At 28.7% G+C, this 18,474-nt stretch carries 17 protein-coding genes; 13 read left to right on the top strand and 4 right to left on the bottom strand.

Annotation, left to right across the window (positions count from 1 at the left end):
- The coding region (locus IC219_RS15010; RefSeq protein ID WP_227853367.1) for a serine hydrolase domain-containing protein at window positions 1-1,964 on the bottom strand (1,964 nt) is incomplete at its 3' end.
- A 330-nt stretch (window positions 1,965-2,294) separates the two neighbouring features.
- On the opposite strand from IC219_RS15010, the gene IC219_RS15005 reads away from it, so the two are divergent.
- The 7 genes from IC219_RS15005 (at window position 2,295) to IC219_RS14975 (ending at window position 10,289) form a co-directional block, all read left to right on the top strand.
- Window positions 2,295-3,644 (top strand): glucose-6-phosphate isomerase, encoded by a 1,350-nt coding sequence (locus tag IC219_RS15005; protein ID WP_227831774.1) that lies wholly within the window; start codon window positions 2,295-2,297, stop codon window positions 3,642-3,644.
- Window positions 3,645-3,798: 154 nt separating this feature from the next.
- On the top strand, window positions 3,799-4,878 hold the full coding sequence (gene htrA / locus IC219_RS15000; RefSeq protein WP_227481856.1) for a serine protease HtrA: 1,080 nt from the start codon (window positions 3,799-3,801) through the stop codon (window positions 4,876-4,878).
- Between the two features lie 346 nt (window positions 4,879-5,224).
- Window positions 5,225-6,133, top strand: a complete 909-nt coding sequence (locus IC219_RS14995) for a trans-4-hydroxy-L-proline dehydratase activase (RefSeq protein WP_227433672.1) — start codon at window positions 5,225-5,227, stop codon at window positions 6,131-6,133.
- Between the two features lie 4 nt (window positions 6,134-6,137).
- Entirely contained in the window at window positions 6,138-8,507 is a 2,370-nt protein-coding gene (gene hypD / locus IC219_RS14990) for a trans-4-hydroxy-L-proline dehydratase (protein WP_227433673.1), read from the top strand.
- A 303-nt stretch (window positions 8,508-8,810) separates the two neighbouring features.
- Window positions 8,811-9,614, top strand: coding sequence for a pyrroline-5-carboxylate reductase (proC, locus tag IC219_RS14985; protein ID WP_227433674.1), 804 nt, complete (start codon window positions 8,811-8,813; stop codon window positions 9,612-9,614).
- Between the two features lie 251 nt (window positions 9,615-9,865).
- Window positions 9,866-10,111 carry a hypothetical protein gene (locus IC219_RS14980; RefSeq protein WP_227824494.1) on the top strand — a complete coding sequence of 82 codons (246 nt, stop codon included), beginning with the start codon at window positions 9,866-9,868 and terminating at the stop codon, window positions 10,109-10,111.
- 10 nt (window positions 10,112-10,121) lie between these two features.
- Window positions 10,122-10,289, top strand: a complete 168-nt coding sequence (locus IC219_RS14975; protein ID WP_227433676.1) for a hypothetical protein — start codon at window positions 10,122-10,124, stop codon at window positions 10,287-10,289.
- 68 nt (window positions 10,290-10,357) lie between these two features.
- Here the strand turns inward: IC219_RS14975 and IC219_RS14970 are convergent, their stop codons facing one another.
- Window positions 10,358-10,939 carry a TetR/AcrR family transcriptional regulator gene (locus tag IC219_RS14970; RefSeq protein WP_227433677.1) on the bottom strand — a complete coding sequence of 194 codons (582 nt, stop codon included), beginning with the start codon at window positions 10,937-10,939 and terminating at the stop codon, window positions 10,358-10,360.
- A 171-nt stretch (window positions 10,940-11,110) separates the two neighbouring features.
- Here IC219_RS14970 and IC219_RS14965 point away from each other — a divergent pair, with 171 nt between their 5' ends.
- The gene (locus IC219_RS14965; protein WP_227433678.1) at window positions 11,111-11,296 is read left to right on the top strand and encodes a hypothetical protein; all 186 of its coding nucleotides are present in this window, start codon (window positions 11,111-11,113) and stop codon (window positions 11,294-11,296) included.
- Between the two features lie 210 nt (window positions 11,297-11,506).
- On the opposite strand, the gene feoB is transcribed toward IC219_RS14965, so the two are convergent.
- Complete coding sequence (gene feoB / locus IC219_RS14960; protein WP_227433679.1) at window positions 11,507-13,453, bottom strand: ferrous iron transport protein B; 1,947 nt, start codon at window positions 13,451-13,453, stop codon at window positions 11,507-11,509.
- A 17-nt stretch (window positions 13,454-13,470) separates the two neighbouring features.
- Window positions 13,471-13,689, bottom strand: a complete 219-nt coding sequence (locus IC219_RS14955) for a FeoA family protein (protein ID WP_227433680.1) — start codon at window positions 13,687-13,689, stop codon at window positions 13,471-13,473.
- Between the two features lie 206 nt (window positions 13,690-13,895).
- Between IC219_RS14955 and IC219_RS14950 the strand changes: the two genes are divergently transcribed.
- The 5 genes from IC219_RS14950 to IC219_RS14930 all read left to right on the top strand — a co-directional run bounded on the left by IC219_RS14950 (window position 13,896) and on the right by IC219_RS14930 (window position 18,425).
- The gene (locus tag IC219_RS14950; RefSeq protein WP_227433681.1) at window positions 13,896-14,405 is read left to right on the top strand and encodes a Gx transporter family protein; all 510 of its coding nucleotides are present in this window, start codon (window positions 13,896-13,898) and stop codon (window positions 14,403-14,405) included.
- A 77-nt stretch (window positions 14,406-14,482) separates the two neighbouring features.
- Window positions 14,483-14,644 (top strand): aspartyl-phosphate phosphatase Spo0E family protein, encoded by a 162-nt coding sequence (locus IC219_RS14945; RefSeq protein WP_009891746.1) that lies wholly within the window; start codon window positions 14,483-14,485, stop codon window positions 14,642-14,644.
- A 174-nt stretch (window positions 14,645-14,818) separates the two neighbouring features.
- Entirely contained in the window at window positions 14,819-15,484 is a 666-nt protein-coding gene (locus IC219_RS14940) for an MgtC/SapB family protein (RefSeq protein WP_227433682.1), read from the top strand.
- A 66-nt stretch (window positions 15,485-15,550) separates the two neighbouring features.
- Entirely contained in the window at window positions 15,551-17,335 is a 1,785-nt protein-coding gene (gene pepF / locus IC219_RS14935; protein WP_227433683.1) for an oligoendopeptidase F, read from the top strand.
- A gap of 256 nt (window positions 17,336-17,591) precedes the next feature.
- Window positions 17,592-18,425 carry a phosphate ABC transporter substrate-binding protein gene (locus IC219_RS14930; RefSeq protein WP_227433684.1) on the top strand — a complete coding sequence of 278 codons (834 nt, stop codon included), beginning with the start codon at window positions 17,592-17,594 and terminating at the stop codon, window positions 18,423-18,425.
- Window positions 18,426-18,474: the final 49 nt, after the last annotated feature.

Below are 18,474 nucleotides of genomic sequence, written 5' to 3'. Positions count from 1 at the left end.
TTTGCTATATCATCGCCAATTTTGTACCATTTTGCATACCCTTTTGAATCTATTTGATATGTAAAAGATTTTTCTGATGATAAATTAGTTAGGGAATCTTCACTTACATATGTTTGTGTTGCAAATTTTAGGTATTCTGTACCATTTTCTTTATACAGTTTGATATCACTCAAATCACGACCCATTACACCAGGTATTTCTATAAAAGCATTTGAATTATTCTCATCTATTATTTTAGTATTAGCTAAAAAACCTGGAGTTTTATCAGAAACACCAAGCATTGCTTTAACAGAGCCAAACATATAGTATTGAGAAGTATATTTTTCATCTACTAGATAGTAACCTTTTTCACCTCTTTTTTCCCATGCTTCTTTGACACTATTTGATATATTATTGTCATCTACCTTTTGAGCTACATAGTATAAACTTGCTGTCTGACCTAATCCAGGAACATCATCATAAGAGCTCATATTTAAATATGTGATATTATTTTTTTCTTTTACAAATTTTAGGCAACTATTACCTTTTTCAGATACGAATCTATCTTGACCTATGTATACATATTTATCTTTAGGTCCATTTTCTATGTATGGAGAAGATACTGTTAGAGTACCATTATCATTAACATCAACTTTTAGCATATTTGAAGAAGCATAAAGTCCACTATTTTCTTTTAAGTAACTTGGCATTTTGACTTGTTGTGGCTTACTAAATGTTTTATCAGGTTTTATTTCTTTAATTTTACCTTTTTCTTTTAATGCAGATAGTAAAATTTCTTGCCCAATTACTTCGTTAAGTTGACTACTTCCACCAGAAGAAACAACTGCAACTGCCATATTTTCATCTGGAAGCACTGTAAGATTACTATGGAATAATAAAGAATCTCCACCTTTTGTAAGTGCTTTTAGATTATATTGATTAAATGGATAAGTGTTGACACAATCCCATCCTAAACCATATCCAAGGATAGAGTCTTCTCCCTCAGGCCATAGACCATTTAAATATTCTTTATTTTCCATAGCTTTTACTGAAGCAGGAGAAAGAATTCCATTTGATTTTTTCATAAATGTTTGTGCAAATGTACATAGATTTTCTGCACTTGAATATAAACCACCTGCACCTATAGTATTAAGGTTATCTTGTGGAACTGCATCTTCCCAATAAGGTACATAGGCTTTTGCAAGTTTTGAACTATCAAAACTATTTTCTGGAGTTTTTGTGTTTTGTAAGTTAAGTGGATTGTTTATGTATTTATCAAGAAAATTAGTAAATGACATACCAGATACTCTTTCTACTAAAATTTCAGCTAAAGTAAATCCATCATTACAATAAACAGAAAAAGCTCCTGGCTTAGCTTTTAATCTTTGTTTCTTTAATTCTTCTAAGAAATTATCATGATTATAAGAATCATTGTCTCCCAATAAAAGGGCATTTTTAAAACTACTTCCCATTAGCCCTGATGAGTGATTTAATAACATTCTTGGAGTGATTTCTTTATATCTATCATCAGCCATTTTAAATTCAGGTATATATTTTACAACAGGAGTATCTAAATTTACTTTTCCCTGTTCAACCAACTTCATAACAGCTGTAGTAGTAAATATTTTACTGATAGATGCAATATTGTACATATTATCCTTAGTTAAATTTTTATTATCTTGTTTGCTGTATACTCCACCATTTCCAGAAATCTCAATCTTACCATTATCAATTAGAGCATATTGAGCGCTTACAGCTCCGTATTTAGATAGTAAAGTTTGAATTTTCTCTTTAGCAAGAGCTCTAGTTTTTGTGTAAGACTCCGAACCTTTACTATAATCATTTAACTCTATATCAGAGCTTTGATACTTATCGGAGATATTGTTTGTGTCATTATCAGCAAAAGCAATATTTGGAGTAGCTGTAAATAACATACTAAGTACCAATGTGCTAGATAATAACTTAAATAATCTTTGCTTAAACATATTAAATTACCTCTTTTCCCTTTTAATAATTACAATTAGCATAACATTCTTAATTATTTTAATCAACAGATTATTGTTAAGAAAAATACATTTATAATAAGTTACATTTTATATATATGAGAGAAATAAAAAGATAACATTTTGCTATTGGACTATTCATTTATTTAATTAAAATTTTATAATTGACAAATAGTTGTAATATTTAGAAGAATCGATTTCCTAATAATGCTTGAGGATATATGCATTATTTTGTGGCAAACTTTTTAAAAAAACACCTAGATTTTATGTTATAATCTCTGTAAAACGCATATGCTGAAAAGAGGGATTTAAATGGGAAAAATAAATTTTGATTATAGTAAAGCTACGGAATTTTTTTGCCAAAAAGAAATAGATGTCATGCAGCCGTATGTAGATGTGGCACATGATATGTTACATAATAAAACTGGTTTAGGAAATACTTTTTTAGGATGGATAGACCTTCCTAAAAATTATGATAAGGAAGAGTTTGCTAGAATAAAAAAATCTGCTGAGAAGATAAAATCTGATTCTGAGGTTCTTTTAGTAATCGGTATAGGAGGCTCTTATTTGGGTTCAAGAGCTGCGATAGACATGGTAAGTCATTCTTTTAGAAATGGGCTTAAAAAAGAGCAAAGAAATGCTCCTGAAGTATATTTTGTAGGTCATAACATAAGCTCAACATATATTATGGATTTACTAGATGTAATTGAAGGTAAAGATGTTTCTGTAAATGTAATATCTAAATCAGGTACTACTACAGAGCCAGCTCTTGCTTTTAGAATATTTAAAAATTATTTAGAAAAAAAATATGGAAAAGAAGAAGCTAGAAAGAGAATATATGCAACAACAGATTCAAGTAAAGGGGCGCTTAGACAATTAGCTACAGAAGAAGGATATGAGACTTTTGTAATACCAGATGATGTAGGTGGTCGTTTTTCTGTATTGACAGCTGTTGGATTACTTCCTATTGCAGCTGCAGGACTTGATATTGATGCCATAATGAATGGTGCAAATGATGCTCGTGAAGCATTTCAAAATTCTGACTTAAAAAATAATGACAGTTATAAATATGCTGTAGCTAGAACAATTTTACATAGAAAAGGAAAAGATGTAGAGTTATTGGTTAACTATGAACCTCAACTACATTATATGAGTGAGTGGTGGAAACAACTTTATGGAGAAAGTGAAGGAAAAGAAAATAAAGGATTATTTCCTGCTTCTGTAGATTTTTCAACAGACTTACATTCTATGGGACAATATATTCAAGATGGAAAAAGACTTTTATTTGAAACAGTACTTAATGTTGAAAGTTCTAAGAAAAATATAACTATAAATTCAGAAGAAGTAGATTTAGATGGTTTAAATTATTTAGCAGGCAAAACTGTAGATTTTGTAAATCATAAAGCTTTTGAAGGTACTCTATTAGCACATACTGATGGAAAAGTGCCTAACTTGGTAATAAATATACCTAAGTTAGATGAGTATAATTTTGGATATTTAGTGTATTTCTTTGAAAAAGCTTGTGGAATAAGTGGATATTTACTAGGAGTTAATCCATTTGACCAACCAGGAGTAGAAGCATACAAGAAAAATATGTTTGCTTTACTAGGAAAACCAGGTTATGAAAAAGAAAAAGAAGAATTAGAAAAAAGACTTAAATAATTTTAGATAGTTAAGGTTTAATTAAGATTAGAATAATATAATGAAATCATCGAAAGAGAGTTTACTCAAAATAGATGATTTCATTTTTTTATGGAAAATTGGGAAAAATATATTTTGATAATTTATATTATATTTAGATAGGGAGTGGTATGAGATGTCAAGAAGAAAGAAAGGTATAAGTTTAGTAATATTAGTCGCTATAATAAGTTCAATACTTAGTAGTTTGCTAACAATAATTTTAGTTAAAGATAATTTAGGAAGTAAATCTACAGGAAGTTCTACGCCCATAGTTGTAAATGATGATGGAAAGAGCCAAAACATTTACCAAGCAGTTGCAGAAAAGGCAACACCATCTGTTGTAGGTATTACGACAACTAGCGTCGATACTAGTAATATGTTTGCAATACCAACTGAAACACAAGGAGTAGGAACTGGGATTATAGTAGATTCAAATGGATATATACTTACTAATTCTCATGTTATATCAGATGGCCAAGCAACTAGTGTTAATGTTTTATTTAATGATGGTTCAACAACATCAGGTAAAGTGGTATGGTTTGACCAACAACTTGATTTGGCCATAGTTAAAGTTGATAAAACTGGATTAACACCAGCTGAATTTGCAGATAGTGATAAAGTAAAAGTTGGAGATATATCAATAGCAATAGGTAACCCACTTGGACTAGACTTCCAAAAGACAGTTACTCAAGGTATAATAAGTGGATTAGATAGAACTATACAAACAGAAAAAACTAATATGACAGGGTTATTACAAACTGATGCAAGTATAAATGCAGGAAATAGTGGAGGGCCATTGTTAAATCAAAAAGGTCAAGTAATTGGTATAAATACAGCAAAAGCTTCTCAAGCAGAAGGGTTAGGATTTGCGATACCAATCAATACAGCTAAAAGTATAGTTGAAGAAGTAATAAAAACTGGAAAATATGAAAAAGTAACTTTAGGTATAAAAGGAACAGATGTATCAAATTATGAAGCAGCTACAGGTACAAAATTAAGTACTGACAAAGGAGTATATGTTGCAGAAGTAATATCTGGTTCATCAGCAGAAAAAGCAGGAGTAAAAGTAGGGGATATTATAACTAAAGTAGGAGATGCAGATATAACTGGTATGAATGACCTTAATAAAAAGTTATATACTTTCTCAAAAGGTGCTAGCACAAAAATTACATTAAATAGAGGCGGAAAAGCAGTAACAATAAATGTAAAATTCTAAATGTTACTAGATAAACAGAGACTACATGGTAAAGTGTAGTCTCTGTTTTTATTTAATTTTTATAGTATATATATCTAAATTAATTAAAATAACATATTGTTTATAGAGATTATCTATATTTACTTATAAAAATAAAATTAATAAATATTTAAATTTAATTTATAAAATCAATATAAATATCATAATAAAATAAAAATTTTTAATATTACTAAAAAAATATAGACAAAATAATAACGAATATAGTATTATGTAATTGTAGAAATGCTTTTCATAGAAATAACCTATGAAGATGAATTACATAAAGATGAAAAAAAAGGAATGGATATTCTTTAGGGGTGAAAAAATTATGAATCCATTAGTTATAAATTTACAAAAATGTAGTATACATGATGGTCCAGGGATAAGAAGTACAGTTTTTTTTAAAGGATGCCCACTTGAATGTGTTTGGTGTCATAATCCAGAAAGTCAAACATATACAAAACAAGTTTTGTATAATGAAGAAAGATGTTCAAGATGTGAAGCATGTATAAATATATGTCCTCACAAAGCAATTTACAAAGGTGAAACAAAAATATGTCTAGACCAAGAAAAATGTGAGTTTTGTGAAACTTGTTTAGATTATTGTATAAACAATGCTAGAGAAATAGTAGGTCAAGAGTATTCTGTTAAAGAACTGGTTAAAGAGATAGAAAAAGATAGAATTTTCTATGAAGAATCAGGTGGAGGAGTAACTTTATCAGGTGGAGAAGTAATGGCTCAAGATATGGATTTTATTTGTGGAGTAATAAACATGTGTAAATCAAAGGGAATTCATGTGGCAATTGATACTTGTGGATATGCAAAGTCAGAAAATTACGAAAGAGTTGCTGAATGTGCAGATTTGTTCTTATACGATATTAAACTTATTGATGAGGAAAAACATATAAAATTTACAGGAAAATCAAATGATTTAATACTTAAAAATGTTAAACTTTTGAGTGAATCAGGAGCTAATATAAATATAAGAATACCATTAATTGTAGGCGTAAATGTAGATGATGAAAATTTAGAGGTTAAAAAAATGATAGAGTTTTTAAAGCCTTTGAATATAAAAGATGTAAGTCTTCTTCCATATCATAATATTGGTAAACATAAGTATGATAAAATTTATAAAAAGTATGAAGGAGAAGAGTTACAAAGACCTACTGAAGAAAAATTAGAAGAAATAAAAAGGCTGTTTGAAGCAAGTAATTTCAATACTAAGATTGGGGGGTAATAAAATGTTAAGAGGAACTTTTGAAAGAACTAAAAAATTAAGAGAAGAAAGTGTTAATGCAGAACCACACATATCTATTGAAAGAGCAGTACTTATGACAGAAGCTTATAAAAAATATGAAGGAAGTGTAGAAATTCCTGTACTTCGTGCTTTATCATTTAAACATTACATTGAAAACAGAACTCTTAGTATAAATGATGGAGAATTAATAGTAGGCGAAAAAGGAGATTCACCTAATGGAGCACCAACATATCCAGAAATTTGTTGTCATACAATGGAAGATTTAGAAGTAATGCATAATAGAGACATAATAAATTTTAGTGTGTCTGAAGAATCTAGAAAAATACATCAAGAGGAAATAATACCTTTCTGGAAGAAGAGACAAACCAGAGATAAGATAATAAATGCTATGACACCTGAATGGTTAGCAGCATATGAAGCAGGTATGTTTACAGAGTTTATGGAACAAAGAGCTCCAGGACACACAGTTTGTGGAGATACAATATATAAAAAAGGATTTTTAGATTTAAAGAAAGATATAGAAGCAAGACTAAAAGAATTAGATTTCCTTAATGACTTAGATGCATATAACAAAAAAGCTGATTTAGAAGCTATGGCAATAGCTTGTGATGCAATGGTTATATTAGGAAAGAGATATGCTGAAAAGGCAAGAAAAATGGCAGAAGAAGAAACTGATGAAGCTAAGAAAAAAGACTTATTGTTAATTGCTGAAACTTGTGATGTTGTACCAGCTCATAAACCAGAAACTTATCATCAAGCTATACAAATGTACTGGTTTGTTCATATAGGGGTTACTACTGAGCTTAATATATGGGATGCATTTACTCCAGGAAGACTAGACCAACATCTAAATCCTTTTTATGAAAGAGATGTAGAAAATGGAATATTAGATAGAGATAGAGCACAAGAATTACTTGAATGTTTATGGGTTAAATTTAACAATCAACCAGCACCACCAAAAGTTGGTATAACACTGAAAGAGAGTAGCACATATACAGACTTTGCAAATATAAATACTGGTGGAATAAATCCAGATGGTCAAGATGGTGTTAATGAAGTTAGTTATATAATACTTGATGTTATGGATGAAATGAAATTAATACAACCTAGTTCAAATGTTCAAATAAGTAAAAAGACTCCTCAAAAATTCTTAAAGAGAGCTTGTGAAATATCAAGAAAAGGATGGGGTCAACCAGCATTTTATAATACTGAAGCAATAGTTCAGGAGCTTATGGAAGCTGGTAAAACTATAGAAGATGCAAGACTTGGAGGAACTAGTGGTTGTGTTGAAACTGGATGTTTTGGTAAAGAAGCATATGTTTTAACTGGATATATGAATATTCCAAAAATACTTGAATTAACACTAAATAACGGTTATGACCCAATTGCGAAAAAGCAAATAGGTATTGAAACTGGAGACCCTAGAGATTTTAAATCTTATGAAGAATTATTTGACGCATTTAAAAAGCAGTTACATTATATGATTGATATAAAAATACAAGGAAATGCTGTAATAGAAAATATATGTGCAAAACATATGCCTTGCCCACTTATGTCTACAATAGTTGATGATTGTATAGCAAAAGGTAAAGACTATCAAAGAGGTGGAGCAAGATATAACACTAGATATATACAAGGTGTTGGTATAGGAACTATAACAGATAGTTTAACAGCAATAAAATATAATGTATTTGACAAGAAAAAATTTGATATGGATACATTACTTAAGGCACTTGATTCTAACTTTGAAGGATATGAAGCTATACTTAATATAGTTTCAAATAAAACTCCTAAGTATGGAAATGATGATGATTATGCTGATGGAATAATGGAAGAAATATTTAATGCATATTACAATGAAGTAACTGGTAGACCAACTGTTTGTGGTGGAGAATATAGAGTAGATATGTTGCCAACTACTTGCCATGTATACTTTGGAGAAATTATGGGAGCAAGTGCAAATGGTAGACTTTGTGCAAAGCCAGTTTCAGAAGGAATCTCTCCAGAAAAAGGTGGAGATACTAATGGACCTACAGCAGTTATAAAATCTTGTGCTAAGATGGACCATATAAAAACTGGTGGAACATTGTTAAATCAAAGATTTGCACCATCAGTAGTACAAGGTGAAAAAGGATTAGACAACATGGCTAATCTAGTAAGAGCATACTTTAATATGGATGGACATCATATACAATTCAATGTATTTGATAAAAATGTATTATTAGAGGCTCAAAAGAATCCTCAAGATTACAAAGACTTAATAGTTAGAGTTGCAGGATATAGTGACCATTTCAACAATTTAAGTAGAACATTACAAGATGAAATAATAGGTAGAACTGAGCAAACATTCTAGGATTGTTTGTAAATAAAACTTCTTACTATATAAAAATGTAACTGGTATAATAGTATATATTACCAGATACCATTTTAAAAAATTTTAGATTAATTCTGAGCTAACTTTCTGGATAGGAAGTTAGCTCGTTGAGTTTAATGAAAAAATCGTTAAATTTATATTTAATAAACTATATAAAGAAGTAATTTATAATAATCATAATAAAATTATATTTTATAATAACTAAGATAATTTTAAGCAGTTAAAATATTATAAATTTAGCTACTTTAAAATAAAAACTAATAGAAAAAGAGGAGATTTGATATGAAAACTTTAGGATTTATTGGTTCAGGAAATATGGGAAGTGCAATGATAGGTGGTATAGTAAAATCAGGATTAGTAAAAGCAGAAGATATAACTGTATCAGACTTAAGTCAAGTTGCTTTAGATAAAGTAAAAGAACAATTTGGAATAAATACTACAACTGATTCAAAGGTGGCTGTTGCAAATTCAGATGTAGTGATAGTAGCACTTAAGCCTAATATATGTGAAAAAGCTTTAGCTCCACTTAAAGAATTAATAGATGCAAGTAAAATAATAGTATCAATAGCAGCAGGAAAAACTATAGAAACTCTTGAAAGCATTATAGGTTCAGATAAAAAGATAGTAAGAGTAATGCCAAATACTCCAGCACTTGTTGGAGAAGGTATGTCAGCTCTTTGTAAAAATTCAAATGTTACTGATGAAGAATTGAATATGATTAAAGCTCTATTTGAATCATTCGGAGAAGCAGAAATAGTAGCAGAATATTTAATGGATACAGTTACAGGTATTAGCGGCTCTTCTCCTGCATATGTATTTATGTTTATAGAAGCTATTGCAGACGCAGCAGTACTAGCTGGTATGCCAAGACAGCAAGCTTATAAATTTGCATCTCAAGCTGTTATGGGCTCAGCTAAGATGGTTCTTGAAACTGGAAAACATCCAGGAGAATTAAAAGATATGGTTTGTTCTCCAGCAGGAACTACTATAGAAGCAGTTAAGGTATTGGAAGAGGAAGGATTTAGATCAGCAGTTATAAAATCTATCGTTGCTTGCATAGATAAATCTAAAGATATGAGTAAATAGTAAATTAAGAATAAGATAAAAATATATGTCTCAAAATGAATTTTGTAGTTTATTTTGAGACATTATTTATATGTATTAACGATTATAATTCTACTAATAAAAAAGAAGTAATCTTCATATTGATTTTTTACAGATTATATAAATATGTATTAATCTTTTTAAATATTAGTTTGATAATATGAATTTTATTTTAAAATAAAATATTTATATAAATAGCCAATAGAATCTATTATTTTAACGGTTTTTGATATATGGAAAAACTAGCAAAAGAACTTGGTGTTGAAATTGATATATGTCTTAGTTCTATTAAAGATAGAAAAACACAAAATGAAGTGTGCATAGAGCTAATTGACAGTAGTATATATGTCTTAATTATAAGACCTAAAGATACTACAGATATGGATGCCCAGTTAGAAGCAGTGAAACAAATCATTGCAGGAACACAATCAAGTACTATATATGGACGGAAAGGTATTAGCATAAACCGCTATAAATGAAGCCTATTACGTGGCTAGAGGAGAAAGAATTAACTATACTGACACTTTGGATAATGGGAGTGAAAAACCAATATCAGCGAGTCTTATTATTGGACGCTTGGTTATAAAAGAAAATTTAGATAAGATACTAATTGATAGCAAATGTTATACAAAAGAAGAAGTTTATGGTTCTAATTAATTAATAATTATAACCATAATTAATAAAAATTCCTATGGTTTTTTAATGATACCATAGGAATTTTTATTTTATATTTTATTTTTCAGCCCATGCATACCTTTTGTAATAAATATACTAATAATTTTTGCAGTTTTTTCTGCTGTTTCTGAATTATTTCCACTATATTCTTTAGAAATCATTTCTAAACAGCCATCTATAATTCCTCCTATAATACAAGCATCCAAAATATCAACTGTTTTTTTATCTTCTATTGTATGACTACTTTCTTGAATGCCTTTTTTCAGTATTTCTTTATATTTATAAAAAAAGGATGTACTTTTACCATTACAAGATAAATTTTTAATTGTGTTTGCATGTTCTTGGAAAAAGGTAACAATTTCTAAAATTTGAGGATATGGATTTTCAACAATATCATAAATATTACTTTCCTTCATTAGACTTATACATTTATTGAATAGTTCTTCTTCTATTTGTTCTTGAACATCATAAATATCTTTAAAGTGTGCATAAAATGTTCCTCTACTTACATCAGCTAATTCTAAAACTTCTTTCACAGTAATTTTACTAATATCACTATTTATACTTAGTTTAATAAATGCTTGCTTTATTGCTTCTTTTGATTTTCTTATATCTCTTCTTTCTTTTTTCATCTTCTAATTATCTCCAATAATTTTTTGATATATGTATAAATTCATACAAAATTTATTTAATTTGTATAGAACTATACAAAACATTTATAATTTATACATTGTGTATAATATTATATAATAGTATACTCTATCTAAAATAAAAATCAAGTTTTTGGAAAGGTGGAATTTTATATGAATAGTATAAAAAAAGAAATAGAAAATATAGTATCTTCTTCTAAAAAAATTGGGAAAGCATACCATGAAACTGGTGTTGAAGTTGGAAAAGCTTATGCAAAAGCAGGTAAAAAAACTGCAAAATTATTCAAAGAATTATATGATGGTGAAGAAACATATGAGGTAAAAACAAAAGAAGATTGATTTGTAGAAACATAGGGAGTTGAACATGAAGTTAGGTAATAAGAGGCTAAATAAGTAAATAAGAGACTAAATAAGTAAAAAAGAAGCTATTACACAACAATTTACATTTGTTTGTGTGATAGCTTCTATATTGTTATAACAAGATTTTTGTAAGAACTATTTTTGAAAGATAGCTCTTTAAATTTATTTTTAAATTAAAATATTTACATATTAGTGTGTACTACTTTTTTTATTACTGTTTTCCTCACCTGAGCAAGAATTAGTACTTGGACATCCAGAACAACCAGAACATCCACTACAGCTATTTCCATTTTTGGTAGATTTAAATTTATTAAACAAAATTAAAAATGCAAGAACTATGATTATTCCGCCGATTAAAGCCTCCATTATTGAATTTCCCATAAATAATACTCCACCAATACTTTTAACTATAAAAGCCATTATCCATGCTAATATAAACTGATATGCAAATGATGTAAACATCATTTTATTTCCATATTCTTTTTTCATAGTTGCAAGAGCAGCTATACATGGAGTATATAGAGCTGTAAATATTAAGAATGTATATGCAGTAACACCATTAAATATTGTTGGTAATACAACAGTCAAATTACCATATAGTATATTCAAAGAGTTTACCACGATTTCTTTTGCTCCAAGACCACTTAAGATAGCAACTGAAGTTCTCCAGTCATCAAAACCAAGAGGTTTAAATATAGGAGATATAATATGACCTATAGTAGCTAAAAAGCTTACATTTATATCTTCTGTAAATCCAAATACATTAAATGAAGAAAGTCCCCAAATAACAACTGACATTGCAAACATTACAGTAACTACTCTTATTAAAAAACCTTTTGATTTATTCCAAGTATTTTTAATAAGTGCGTCTATAGTAGGTATTCTATATTCTGGTAACTCTAATATAAATGGTTCAGCCTCTGTCTTAAAAGCTGTTTTATTTAAAACTAGTGCAACCACAATTGCCATAATGATACCGACCAAGTATAATGATGTAGTTACTAAAGCAGCATTGTGTGGGAAAAATATAGCTACAAATAATGCATATATAGGTAGCTTTGCTCCACAAGTCATAAGTGGTGCAATAAGAGCTGTAACTCTTCTGTCTTTTTCACTTTCTAGTGTTCTAGTTGCCATTATAGCAGGAGAAGAACATCCCATACCCATAACTATGGGTATAAAAGCTTTACCAGATAGACCAACCTTTCTCATAACTTTATCCATCAAAAATGCTGTTCTTGACATATATCCACTATCTTCAAATAGAGATATACCAAAGAATAATGTAAATATTAAAGGGAAGAATGGTAAAGTACCACCAACACCTCCAATTATTCCATCAACAATAAGTGATTTAAACCATGGGCTAGAGTTAGCTAACATATCACTAACGGGTGTAGAGATATAAGCTTCTATAAGGCCTGCAAAGCCCTCTTGAAGTGGGCCTCCAACCCAATCAAAGGTGAACTTAAATAAAAGAAACAATACACCAATAAATATTGGATAGGCTAATATAGGATTTAAAACTATATTGTCTATTTTATCACTGATAGATTTTTTGTGTGTATATGTAGTCTTTGTACATCTTGATAAGATAGATTCTAACTTCTTATACGTTTCTGTTTCGCTTCCAAAGTCTGTTCGATATTTAAATGATTTTTTAGTAGCATCTTTAATTTCTGATTCTATTTTTTCTACGCCATCTTTCTTTTTTGCGATGATTGGAACAACAATTACTCCAAGTTCTTCACTTAATTTTTTATCATCTATATTAACACCCTTAGATTCTGCAATATCTAACATGTTAAGCAGTATAACGATAGGTTTATTAAATTGCATAAGTTGAGTTGTTAAGTAGAGATTTCTTGATAAGTTAGAAGCATCTACTACATTCACTATTACATCAACATCTTCATTTTCTAAATATGACTTAGAAACCTTTTCTTCATTTGAGAAAGTATCCATTGCATATATACCAGGTAAATCTACAACCTTTATTTCTTTCCCAATAAATCCTTCTTTTTTCTCAATAGTAACACCAGGCCAGTTACCAACATACTGATTTGAGCCTGTAAGCAGGTTAAAAACAGTAGTCTTACCAACATTTGGGTTTCCTAATAATGCTACATTAATCACAGGTAGCTCCTCCTCTATTATTGTAAAGAAATATTTTTAGCATCAGATTTTCTAATAGCTAAGTCAAATCCTCTAAATCTAATTATAATTGGGTCTCCAAATGGAGCAACTTTTTTAACCTCTATTTCAGTACTATTTATACATCCAAGTGCAAGTAATCTTTTAGATAATTTAATATCTCCATCTATATTATTAATAAGTCCTTTTTCTCCTATTTTCAAATCGTAAACAGTCATTATTAACACCTCCTAATGAAATTCATTATCATTAAAATTGTAACAAGTATGATACAAAAAGTCAAGGATTATAGGGGGAATTACAAGTTCAAATTGATGATATTTACTTTAAATATATTATAGAATATTTTAGTCTAAATTAGGTGTTTTTATATATTTTGTATTATAATGTAATATGATATATAAAATTTGGAGGAATTAACTTAATGAAAACTAGAAAAATGACATTTTTAGGTCTTATGATAGGATACAGTTTAGCCTTATATGTACTAGAGACATATATACCAAACCCTCTTATAATTATATTTCCAGGAGCAAAATTGGGTTTGAGTAATATTATAACTTTAATTTCATTAATGTTGTTAGGTGTCAGAGATACTGTTATAATTGTTACTATCAGGGTAATTTTGTCATCAATATTTGCAGGTCCTCTATCTTATCTTTTATTTAGCATAGGAGGAGCTTATTTGAGCCTTTTATTTATGTATTTAGCAAGTAAAATAAAGGGATTATCAATGATAGGAATAAGTATTTTAGGGGCAATAGGGCATAATATAGGTCAATTAATAGTTGCAAGTTTAATAATAGAAAATATACTTGCTATAGGATACTTGCCATTTATGTTAATGGCATCATTAGTAACGGGTATGTTTGTAGGATTAGTATCTAGGTATACGGTGCCCAAATTAAAGCATTTTTATAGTAAGTTTTATTGACATAATATTGACAAAATATAATATTGTTTGATAAAATGTATATAAAAATATACAAATTTGTAATAGTGGTGATTATTATGGCGAACAATGAATTAGAAGCGTTAAAAAATGAAATTGAAGCAGTTAGGGAAGAGATAAATACATACATAGAATATCCAGAAATATTTCAAGAAGAGCTCGTAGAATCAAGTAAGAAAATAGATATATTAATAAATAAATACATGTACTTAAGCAAATAGCCCACAGTTGTGGGTTTTTTTGTATTAAAAATTAACAGATATTACTATTTATCATATACTAATAATAATATTAAGGTATAAGATGTTATTTTTGATATAGAAATTATCTGTATGATATGATGTAGAAGTTATTTATATGATATAAATTATAATTGGGTCAGGAGGTTTTATATTATGGGCGATATAGGAACTAAGGAGATAGCAATAAGATTATTATTAGCATTAGTTATAGGAGGAATAATAGGACTAGAGAGAGAAAAGATAAGGCAATTTGCAGGATTTAGAACACATATATTAATAGCAATAGGTTCTTGTATTACTTCAATAACTTCAATCCAGTTATTGTCTGACTATAGTTTATATACAAATGCTGACCCAGCAAGAATGCCTGCTCAAGTGTTGTCTGGAATTGGTTTTTTAGGTGCAGGAGCAATTCTAAAGAACAAAGGTGGAGTGAAGGGGCTTACTACAGCCGCTGGGATGTGGGCAACTGCATGTATTGGTATAGCGGTTGGTTATGGTTATTATGAGCTAGCAATTTTAGGATGGTTGTTTGTAATGATAGCATTATTTGTGCTTAGGATACTAAATACGTTTCTATTTAGTCAAGAAAAAAATGTATTGATATTAAAAATAAATAATTTAGATTCAATACCTTTTTTATATGATAAATTTGAAAAAAATCAACTTATTGTAAGGAATATGGAAATAGAATGTCGTAGTGAAGAATATTGGAAAGTAAACTTTTTTATATCTTATGATAAGAGAATACACTTACATGATATTATGAAAGAAATAAATATGATAGAAGGAGTAATAAATGTAGATTATTTGGACTAAAATATATACAATATATTTTGTAAAGTAAATAAAATATAAAAATGAATTAAAATAGAGGTGTATAATATGGGAACTGATAGAAGTACGATAGAAGAAAAATACAAATGGAAAATAGATAAGATGTACTCTACTAAAGAAGATATTGAAAAAGACATAAGTAAAGTAAAAAATCTTATTCAAGAAGTAAAAGAATACAAAGGTAAATTTTCTGAGAGTAAGGAAAATTTATACAAAGTATTAAGTATCTCTGAAAATGCATCTAGAATCATCCAAAATCTATATGTATATACTCATATGAAACAACATGAAGATACTAGAATCAATGATAATCAAGGAAGAGCCACTAAGACAGAAATGTTATCAACTGATTTAGGAGTGGCTACTTCTTATATAGTTCCAGAAATACTGTCCATAGAAGAAGACAGATTAAATGAATATTTGAAGGATGAGAAGTTATCATTTTATACAAAATATATAAAAGATATATTGAGAGATAAGCCTCATACTTTGAGTGAAAAAGAAGAAGAGATACTTGCAGCTACATCTGAATTATCAACAGTTCCAGAAAATGTATATGATATGTTAGCATATGCAGATATGGAATTTCCTGAGATAGAGGATGAAAAAGGTAATAAGGTTAAACTTTCTCATTCAAACTATTCTCTATTTATAAAAAGTAAAAATGGAAGAGTTAGAAAAGAAGCTTTTGAAGGAGAATTTTCTACTTATGGAAAATATAAAAACACATTTGCTTCAACACTTTATGGTGGAATAAAGTCAGAGATATTTTATGCAAAAACTAGAAAATATAATTCAGCAATAGAAGCATCGCTATTTTCAGATGATGTAAGCTTAGAGGTTTATAATAATCTTATATCAGCAATAGATGAAAGTATTCCTACTTTGAATAAGTATGTTGAACTTAAAAAGAAGTTCTTGGGATTAAATGAAATACACATGTATGACTTATATGTTCCTCTAACTGATAAATTTGATATGGATATACCTTATGAAAAAGCACAGAGCATTATATTAGAGGCACTTAAGCCTTTAGGAGAAGAATACTTAAAAGTTATAAAAAATGCATTTGAAGAAGGTTGGATTGATGTATATGATAATGAAGGTAAAAAAGGAGGAGCTTACTCTTGGGGAAGCTATGATTCACATCCTTATATATTAATGAGTTATAAAAATGACCTTAACTCTCTATTTACATTAATTCATGAATTAGGTCATTCTGTCCATAGCCATTATTCGAGAACAAGTCAGCCATTTTTATATTCAGATTATAAAATATTTGTTGCAGAAGTTGCATCTACATTAAATGAATTACTTCTTATAAATTATTTATTAGAAAATTCTAAGTCTAAAGATGAAACTATATATCTATTAAATTATTATTTAGAGCAATTTAGGACTACTGTTTATAGACAAACTATGTTTGCTGAATTTGAAAAAATTGTACATGAAAGAGTAGAAAGTGGAGAGCCACTTACTGCTGATGAATTTACTGATATATACTATAAATTAAATGAGAAGTATTATGGAAAATCTGCAATAGTAGATGAGCAAATAGGGATAGAGTGGGCAAGAATTCCACATTTTTATTCAAATTTCTATGTGTATAAGTATGCTACAGGATTTTCTGCTGCAAGTGCATTAAGTCAACAGATACTTTCAGAAGGTAGTAAAGCTGTAGATAGATATATAAACTTCTTAAAAAGTGGAGGGTCAGAGTATCCTTTAGAACAATTGAAATCTGCTGGTGTAGATATGACGAAAAAACAATCTATAGAAGAAGCTTTAAATGTGTTTGCTAGTTTGGTTAATAAATTAGAAAAAGAATTATAAAATATGATAAATTAATAGCTTAGATAAAAAATTATAAGAATATTATATGATGTATTATACTAGTGTTGATTGGAAAATACTTAAAAAAATTAATCTAATTTTAAATATACTATATAAAATTAAATTTTTACATGCATTTAACAATATTTACATTTACTTAACCTCGCTCTAATATTCACTTAACAAAAAATATGTATTATTAAAATATAGCAAATATGAAAACAAAAAAATTAAAATATAAGCGGGGGTAAGTAAAATGTTCAAAAAGAAAATAGGAGTTCTTTTAGCTAGTACAATGTTGGTTGGAGTCTTAGCAGTAGGATGTGGTTCTGACTCTGGAGGTTCAGGAGATTCAAATAAAGTTTCTGTTTCAGGTTCAACTTCAATAGGGCCTCTTATGGAAACTATTGGAGAGAAGTTTCAGGAAAAAAATCAAGGTGTTAGTGTAGAAGTACAACAAATTGGTTCTTCTGGAGGTATAAAAAATGCAATAGAAGGAACGTCTGAAATAGGTATGAGTTCAAGAGATTTAAAAGATGAAGAAAAAAGTGCTGGATTAAAGGAAACTAAGATAGCAATAGACGGTATAGCATTAATAACTAATAAAGACAACCCAGTAAAAAATCTTACAATGGACCAAATAAAAGGTATATACACAGGAAAGATAACTAACTGGAAAGAAGTTAATGGAAATGATGAACCAATAGTAATAGTATCAAGAGAAGAAGGTTCAGGAACTAGAGATGGATTCCAAGAAATTGTAGGATTCAAGTCAGAAGAATTGACTAAAGATGCACAAATAAGTGATGGTTCAGGAAATATAAAAACTACAGTTGAAGGAAATAAAAATGCTATAGGATATATATCATTTGGATATGTTGATGAGAAAGTAAATAGTTTAAAAGTAAATGATGTTGATGCAACTGATGCCAATGTAATAGCTAATAAATATCCAATATCAAGACCATTTATATTAGTTAATAAAGAAGATAAATTATCAGAAAAAGGTAAGGCTTTGATAGACTATATATTGAGTGATGAAGGACAAGCACTTGTTTCAGAAAAAGGATTCATTAAAGTTAATCAATAAGATAAAGCTAATTATTAAGATAAAAACTTAACATAAAAAAATATATGAT

This window comes from Clostridioides sp. ES-W-0018-02 (assembly GCF_020658175.1).
Lineage (GTDB): Bacteria > Bacillota > Clostridia > Peptostreptococcales > Peptostreptococcaceae > Clostridioides.
Note: the sequence above shows the minus strand (reverse complement) of the source record. Positions and strands in the feature narration are given on the sequence as shown.

Bases quoted from the DNA above. Each gene is read 5' to 3' on its own strand.
- htrA (WP_227481856.1), top strand. From the start codon at position 3,799: ATGTCAAGAAGAAAGAAAGGTATAAGTTTAGTAATATTAGTCGCTATA.
- IC219_RS14930 (WP_227433684.1), top strand. From the start codon at position 17,592: ATGTTCAAAAAGAAAATAGGAGTTCTTTTAGCTAGTACAATGTTGGTT.
- pepF (WP_227433683.1), top strand. From the start codon at position 15,551: ATGGGAACTGATAGAAGTACGATAGAAGAAAAATACAAATGGAAAATA.
- IC219_RS14940 (WP_227433682.1), top strand. From the start codon at position 14,819: ATGGGCGATATAGGAACTAAGGAGATAGCAATAAGATTATTATTAGCA.
- IC219_RS14945 (WP_009891746.1), top strand. From the start codon at position 14,483: ATGGCGAACAATGAATTAGAAGCGTTAAAAAATGAAATTGAAGCAGTT.
- IC219_RS14955 (WP_227433680.1), bottom strand. From the start codon at position 13,689: ATGACTGTTTACGATTTGAAAATAGGAGAAAAAGGACTTATTAATAAT.
- IC219_RS14950 (WP_227433681.1), top strand. From the start codon at position 13,896: ATGAAAACTAGAAAAATGACATTTTTAGGTCTTATGATAGGATACAGT.
- IC219_RS14980 (WP_227824494.1), top strand. From the start codon at position 9,866: ATGGAAAAACTAGCAAAAGAACTTGGTGTTGAAATTGATATATGTCTT.
- IC219_RS15005 (WP_227831774.1), top strand. From the start codon at position 2,295: ATGGGAAAAATAAATTTTGATTATAGTAAAGCTACGGAATTTTTTTGC.
- proC (WP_227433674.1), top strand. From the start codon at position 8,811: ATGAAAACTTTAGGATTTATTGGTTCAGGAAATATGGGAAGTGCAATG.
- IC219_RS14970 (WP_227433677.1), bottom strand. From the start codon at position 10,939: ATGAAAAAAGAAAGAAGAGATATAAGAAAATCAAAAGAAGCAATAAAG.
- IC219_RS14995 (WP_227433672.1), top strand. From the start codon at position 5,225: ATGAATCCATTAGTTATAAATTTACAAAAATGTAGTATACATGATGGT.
- hypD (WP_227433673.1), top strand. From the start codon at position 6,138: ATGTTAAGAGGAACTTTTGAAAGAACTAAAAAATTAAGAGAAGAAAGT.
- IC219_RS14965 (WP_227433678.1), top strand. From the start codon at position 11,111: ATGAATAGTATAAAAAAAGAAATAGAAAATATAGTATCTTCTTCTAAA.